Source organism: Amycolatopsis sp. NPDC054798 (genome assembly GCF_053611505.1).
In genome coordinates, this window is the sequence record NZ_JBSHAM010000194.1 from 1 (window position 1) to 6,690 (window position 6,690).

Annotated in this window: 5 protein-coding genes; 2 read left to right on the forward strand and 3 right to left on the reverse strand. The window is 70.2% G+C overall.

All coding sequences use genetic code 11. The annotated features are described in order from the left end of the window. Positions 1–100: 100 nt before the first annotated feature. Positions 101–2,059: a hypothetical protein gene (locus tag ACWGIC_RS44455; RefSeq protein WP_452081976.1), complete on the reverse strand. Its 1,959-nt coding sequence runs from the start codon at positions 2,057–2,059 to the stop codon at positions 101–103. Next, complete coding sequence (locus tag ACWGIC_RS44460; protein WP_452081977.1) at positions 2,059–3,456, reverse strand: ATP-binding protein; 1,398 nt, start codon at positions 3,454–3,456, stop codon at positions 2,059–2,061. The genes ACWGIC_RS44455 and ACWGIC_RS44460 overlap by 1 nt, the downstream gene beginning before the upstream one ends. 100 nt (positions 3,457–3,556) lie before the next feature. Here ACWGIC_RS44460 and ACWGIC_RS44465 point away from each other — a divergent pair, with 100 nt between their 5' ends. Continuing rightward, positions 3,557–4,354 carry a hypothetical protein gene (locus tag ACWGIC_RS44465; protein ID WP_452081978.1) on the forward strand — a complete coding sequence of 266 codons (798 nt, stop codon included), beginning with the start codon at positions 3,557–3,559 and terminating at the stop codon, positions 4,352–4,354. 321 nt (positions 4,355–4,675) lie between these two features. Here the strand turns inward: ACWGIC_RS44465 and ACWGIC_RS44470 are convergent, their stop codons facing one another. Further along, on the reverse strand, positions 4,676–5,719 hold the full coding sequence (locus tag ACWGIC_RS44470; RefSeq protein WP_452081980.1) for a ferrochelatase: 1,044 nt from the start codon (positions 5,717–5,719) through the stop codon (positions 4,676–4,678). Positions 5,720–5,806: 87 nt separating this feature from the next. Here ACWGIC_RS44470 and ACWGIC_RS44475 point away from each other — a divergent pair, with 87 nt between their 5' ends. Then, positions 5,807–6,391 carry a TetR/AcrR family transcriptional regulator gene (locus ACWGIC_RS44475; RefSeq protein ID WP_452081979.1) on the forward strand — a complete coding sequence of 195 codons (585 nt, stop codon included), beginning with the start codon at positions 5,807–5,809 and terminating at the stop codon, positions 6,389–6,391. Positions 6,392–6,690 lie beyond the last annotated feature (299 nt).

The window sequence follows — 6,690 nt, forward strand, 5'->3', positions numbered from 1 at the left end:
CGGCGCGCGGATCCTGGTGCACCGCCGGTAAGTCCGTGAAGGGCTCCTTGAGGGAATCAGATTCCCTCAAGGAGCCCTTCACGGACCCTTGCCGAGCGGGTCAGCGGCGGCGCGTGCGGAGGTAGTCCCCCACTACTGCCGCACCCAGGCCGTCCAGGTCCGGGGCGATCACCCGGCCGCCGGAGCGGCGGGCGATGGTGTCCACGAAGGCTTCCAGCCGTGGGTCGTCGCCCAGGCGGAAGACAGTGACGGACGCGCCCAGTTTCGCGATTCTGTCCACTTCGGACAGTGTCTTGTAGATGGTCGCCGGTTCGGGCGGGTAAGAAAATTCCGCTTCGCCGTCGGGTTCCAGATGGGCGGTGGGTTCGCCGTCGGTGACCATCAGGACCACCGGCTGGGCATCCGGGTGACGGCGCAGATGGCGTCCGGCCAGCAGCAGCGCGTGGTGGGCGTTGGTGCCTTGTTCCCAGGTGCCTTCCAGACCGACCAGTTCCGGCAGCTCCACCGGCATCGCGTAGCGGCCGAAGGTGATCAGCTGCAGGGCGTCGTTGCGGAATCTGGTGCTGATCAACTGGTGCAACGCCAGCGCGGTGCGCTTCATCGGCAGCCACCGGCCCTCTTGGACCATGGACCACGACGTGTCAACCAGCAGCGCCACCGCGGCCCGGGACCGGTGTTCGGTCTCGACGACTTCGACGTCCTCGACATCGAGGCGCACGCTCCCCGCGCCGACCGCGGTGGAGCGCAGCACGGCGTTGCGCACTGTCCGCGGGACGTCCCAGGGTTGCATGTCGCCGAACCGCCAGGGGCGGCTCGAACCGGTCGGTTCCCCGGCCGCGCCCGCGGATTCGGTCTCGCGCTCTCCGGTTTTGCCGCGCAGGGAGTTGACCACATCGGACAGTGCGGTTTCTCCCAGGCGGCGCAATGCCTTGGGAGACAAGCGCAAGGTGCCGTCCGCGGCTCGTTCGAAGAGGCCCTGCTGCCGCAGTTCCCGTTCCAGTTCGGACAGGCGGCGGGCGTCGACGCCCGCGTCGGGCCCGAGTTGACGTTCCAGCGCCTCCAGGTCGATGTCTTCCAGCCGGGCACCGGGATACGACTGGCCCAATTGCTCGGCCAACGCGTCCAGCTCCGCCAGATCGGCCATCGCTTGCGCGCCTTCGCCCAAGCCGAGCGGGTCCTGGCCGCGGAAGCGCGAGGACGACGTCCAGTCCTCCCCCGGCCGCAGCGCACGCAGCTGAGAGTCCAAAGCGGACAGTTGCTGCGCCAGCCTCGGGTCGCCGAAGGCTTGTTGAGCCAGCTCGGCCAGTTCGGCCCGCTGTTCCTCGGACATCGAGTTCAGCATGCGCTGCGCGGCGGCGGAGCGGGCGGCCAGCACGTCAATCAGCTCGTCGACGTTTTGGGGGTTCTCCGGGAAGAACTCGCCGTGCCGCCGCATGAACTCGTCGAAGCGTTCGCCGATGTCGCTCGCGCCCTGTGCGTGCGCGGCGAGCAGGGCGTTGAGGTCGCCGAGCATCTGGTTGATCCGCTCGACGTCCTCGGGCCCGGCGTTCTGCATCGCCTGTTTCATGCCCTGGAACCGCGCGTCCAGCATCTCGCGGCCGAGAAGGTCGCGGATCTGCTCGTACTTCTGCCGTGCTTCGCCCGAACGCCAGTCGTACTCGTTCAGTTCGCGGACGGCCGCGGCGGTGCCGGGCGGCAACGCGTCGAGCTGCGCCTCGCGGAAGCGGGCCTCGTCGTCGGGGTCCGGGAACAGCTCCCGGCGCTCGGCTTGGAGTGCTTCCTGCAGCAGCTTCTGGACTTCCTGCAGGGTGCCGTCCAGCCGGTGCCGCCGTTGGATCTGCGAACGGCGCTGCCACAACTGGCGGGTCAGTTCGTCGAGTCCGGCAGTGCGTTCGGTGCCGCGGCGCAGGAGTTCCTCCAGCGCCGAACGCGGGGACGAACCGCCCATGACCTCGCGGCCGATCTCGTCCAGCGCGTCCCGCAGGTCCGCGGGCGGGGCCAGCGGATCCGGCCCGTCGTGCCACGGGCCGTAGGAATATCCCTCCGGTAAGAGCGGCATTATTCGCCGTACACCGTCGTGCCGTCGTCGGAGTCCTTCGCCAGCCTGCGCGCGAGGAACAGCGACTCCAGTGCCAGTTCGACGGCCGCCGCGATCCGTCCCGCCGGTTCGTCAGCGGACACTCCGGCCCGCTGGGCGACCTCGTGCAGCACGGGCAGTTCCGGCAGCGCCGCGAGCACTTCCGCGCCGGGAACGCGCTCGCCGGTGGCGACCAGGTGGCCGTCCGCCACTGCGTCGGACAGCGGCCGCAGGTCCAGCCCGGCGAACCGTTCGCGGGCGGTTTCCGCGATCGCGCGGCGCATCAGGTGCACGAGGTGCTCGACCTCGCGGCCCTCCTCGCCGGGCTCGAACTCGACCTTGCCGCGCAGCACGGCCGGCACGGCTTCCAGGTCGACCGGCCGGGCGACCGCCGGGTCCTCCCCGGTCACCGCGGCCCGGCGCAGCGCGGCCGCCGCGACGGTTTCGGCCGCCGCCACCGCGAACCGCGCGGACACGCCGGAACGCTGGTCGATCACCGGCGACTCGCGCAGGTTGCGCACGAACCGGGCCAGCACCTCCAGCAGCGGCTCGCCGACCTCCGCGACGAGGTTCGCCTCCTGGCGCACCACGGCCACCTCGGACTCGACGTCCAGCGGGTAGTGCGTGCGGATTTCCGCGCCGAAGCGGTCCTTCAGCGGCGTGATGATCCGGCCGCGGTTGGTGTAGTCCTCGGGGTTGGCGGTGGCGACGAGGAGCACGTCCAGCGGCAGCCGCAGCGTGTAGCCGCGGACCTGGATGTCGCGTTCCTCCATGACGTTCAGCAGCGCGACCTGGATCCGCTCGGCGAGGTCTGGCAGCTCGTTGATCGCGACGATGCCGCGGTGCGCGCGCGGCACGAGTCCGAAGTGGATCGTCTCCGGGTCGCCGAGGCTGCGGCCCTCGGCCACCTTCACCGGGTCGACGTCGCCGATCAGGTCGCCGACGCTCGTGTCCGGCGTGGCCAGCTTTTCGGTGTAGCGCTCGCTGCGGTGCCGCCAGGCCACCGGAAGGTCGTCGCCGAGTTCGGCGGCGCGGCGGATCGAGGCGGGCGTGATCGGGTCGAGCGGGTGTTCGCCCAGCTCGGAGCCCTCGATGACCGGGGTCCACTTGTCGAGCAGCCCGGCGAGGGTGCGCAGCAGGCGGGTCTTGCCCTGGCCGCGTTCGCCGAGCAGGACGACGTCGTGGCCGGCGAGCAGGGCGCGTTCGAGCTGGGGCAGCACAGTGCGGGAGAAGCCGACGATGCCGGGCCAGGCGTCGCGGCCCTCGCGCAGCGCGGCGAGCAGGTTGTCGTGGATCTCGCGCGCGATCGGGCGCGGGGCGTATCCGGCGGCGCGAAGCTCGCCGGCAGTACGGGGAAGAGCATCGGGAACAGCGTTCACCCCATCGACGCTACTGACCGTTCCGGCTCACGTCGATGTGGAGCGGCTCCAGCCGGGCAGGGATCGGCGAACACCGGAGGAACCGGTAAAATAAGCAGTCGTGTGCCGACCCAGTGCGACCCTCGCCGTCTGGTCCTCCGCGTGGCTGAACGGGGCCGCGGCGTCCGACGACGTTCTCGACGCCTTGCAAGACTGGGCCGAGGCCCACGACGTGGTCGCGGCCGATCCCGCCGCGGCCGACGCGTTCGAACTGCCGCTCGCGTTTCACCGCGCAGCCACTCCGGTGCAGCTGCTGCTCGCGTTGCGGGCACAGGGGGCGGCGAGCGTCCAGCTGGTGCTGCCGGTCCCGGGCGATGTGCGCGGGCTGGGCGGCGGCGGGCCGTTCGCGGACGCGGCGTTGCGCTGCGGCGAAGCGGTGGTGCTCGGCGGGTTCGGATTCGGGCTGGTGCCGGAGCCGATCGCCGAGGGGTTGATGCGGTGGACGGTGTATTCGCTCGCCGCGCCGGTTTCGTTGGAGTATCAGCCGTTGCCGGATGCCGAGCACGGGCTGACGGACGCGATCCGGGCCAGTGCGGGGGCGTTGCAGGCGTTGGACGTGGCCCGGGAGCGGCCTGGGGTGCGGGCGGAGTTGTCCGCGCATTTGCGGGCTCGGCCGCAGGTCGAGTGGCCTGCCGGGACGCCGGGGCGGGCGCTGCGGGTGTTGCAGCGGGCGGAGGAGATCTCGGCGATTTTGGCGGTGGCGCAGGCGGATGATCCCGGCGGAGCGTTGTCGGCGTCGGCGGTGAATCGGCGGGCGGAGGCGTTGCGGCCGTTGGCCGAGGCGGTGCGGGCTGCTCGGACGGCGTCGGTGAACGAGGCGGTGCGGGTGTTTGCTGAGCAGGGGGATCGGCAGGCTTAGGCGGCTGTTTGGGTCGGCTGTTTGGTGGTGGGGGTGGGGTGTTCGGTACTGCGTTGCGGTGGGGCACCCCGAACCGCAGGGAAGGCTTCGTATCGGGGTGCAGGGCCAGGGCTGGGCGCCTGGGTTTAGTGAGGATGGTCGGCGGCGGGTGGGCGCGCGGTTTGAGTGCGTGGCTGGGTGGGGTGTGCGGGCGGCAGTTGAGGGGTGGAGCTAGCGCCCCAATGTGGCATTGGGTGCATGCGACGCACCGAACGCCACATTGGGTGCGTCGGACGCACCCAATGCCACATTCGGTGCGTGGGCTGGGGGTTGGCCGGAACGTCAGCGGCCGGGGCGGCGAGGGGGTTCGCAGCAGGCGACTGCGCAGGGGGCGCCGTTGACGGTGCAGCCGGCGGAGGGGAAGGACGAGAGCTTCCGCGCGGGGGCGTCGGCCAGGTGTTCGCGGATCAGCTCGACCACCATCTCGGCGAACCTCGGGTCCGCGTCCGGGGTGGCTGCGCGGGCGAAGGCCATGTCGTGTTCGGCGGCGCGGTCGGCGGCTTCGTTGTCCAGGTCCCAGATCACTTCCAGGTGATCCGCGACGAAGCCGATCGGGCTGACCACCACGGATTCCACGCCCTGGGCGTGCAGTGCGTCGATGTGGTCGACGATGTCCGGTTCCAGCCACGGGATCTGCGGCGGGCCGGACCGCGACTGCCAGACGACGTCGTACTCGGCGATTCCGGCTTCGGCGGCCACGAGGCGGGCTGCTTCGGCGATCTGGCTCGAGTAGCGGCGGCCGCCTTCCGAGGGCGGGCCGGAGGCCAGGTCGGCGCTTTCCGGGATCGAGTGGGCGGTGAAGACCGTGCGGGTGCCGGGGCGGTCGCCGAGTTTCGCGTGTGCGGCGCGAACAGCGTCGGCCACCGCGGAGACGAACAGCGGGTGGTCGAAGAACTGGCGCAGCTTGACCAGTTCCGGAGCATCGTCGCCGACGGCGGCGCGGGCTCGTTCGATGTCCTCGTCGTACTGGCGGCACGCGGAGTATCCGCCGTACGCGCTCGTCGGGAACACCAGGGCGCGGCGGACTCCCGCGTCCTTCATCCCGGCCAGCGTGTCCTCGACCATCGGGCTCCAGTTGCGGTTGCCGAAGTGCACCGGAAGTTCGATGCCCTCGGCCGCGAGCTGTTTTTCGACCGCGGCGATCGCGGCGCGGTTGAGCCGGTTGATCGGCGAGACCCCGCCGAAGTGCTGGTAGTGCTCGGCGACCTCGAGCAGCCGCTCGCGCGGCACGCCCCGGCCCCGGGTGACGTTCTCCAGGAACGGCATCACCTCGTCGGGCCCCTCCGGACCGCCGAACGAAAGCCATAGCAACGCGTCGTAACCCACGGTGCTCATCCTGCCCCTGTGGCGCTCCGCACGCCTCGGCGACCCTGTTGTGTATCGAGCTGTCCAAAATGTGTTAGCGTGATCGGCATGCCGAGGCCACGCGAGTTCGACGAGACCGAAGCGCTCGAAGGCGCGATGAACGCCTTCTGGACGCGGGGATTCGAGGCAACCTCCACCGAGGACCTGTGCTCTGCCACCGGACTCGGCCGGAGCAGCATCTACAACACGTTCTCCAGCAAGCACGAACTGTTCCGCCGCGTCCTCGACCACTACTCGCGTCGTGGCATCCGCCTGAGGGAAACCCTCTTGGACGACGCACCGGACGGACTCGGCGCCATCCGCCTGCTGCTCACCTCGACCATCGAGGACGAACTCGAAAACGGCAGGCGAGGCTGCCTGATGGTGAACGCCATCGCCGAATTCGGCACCACCGACCCGGAGGTCGCCGCGCAAGTGAACGCGGACACCGAAGCACACCTGTCAGCACTGACCCACTTCGCCCGCACCGGACAAGCAGACGGCAGCGTCACCCGCGACCGCGACGCCACCGACATCGCGAACTTCATCCACGCCACCATTTCCGGACTCCGCACAATGTCCCGCCGCGGAGCCGAACAGGAAGCACTGACCTCCGTAGCAGAGATCGCCGCCAGCGCAGTCGCGCGACGCTAAACGACCACCCACCCCAAAACACGACACCCAACCCCCAGCCCACGCACCCAATGTGGCATTCGGTGCGTCCCATGCACCCAATGCCACATTCGGTGCGTCACACGCACCCAATGCCACATTGGGGCGCTAGCCCCCACCCACCAAACCGCCACCCGCACACCCAACCCAGCCACGCACCCAAGCCGCGTGCCCACCCCCACCACCACACCCAAACAACGCAGGCAGCCAGCCCCGCCCTGCACCCCGATACGAAGCCTCCCCTGCGGTTCGGGGGTGCTTGTCAAGGCATCTTTCCCGCC

Coding starts and splice junctions, on each gene's coding strand:
- ACWGIC_RS44455 (WP_452081976.1), bottom strand. CDS start 2,059: ATGCCGCTCTTACCGGAGGGATATTCCTACGGCCCGTGGCACGACGGG.
- ACWGIC_RS44475 (WP_452081979.1), top strand. CDS start 5,807: ATGCCGAGGCCACGCGAGTTCGACGAGACCGAAGCGCTCGAAGGCGCG.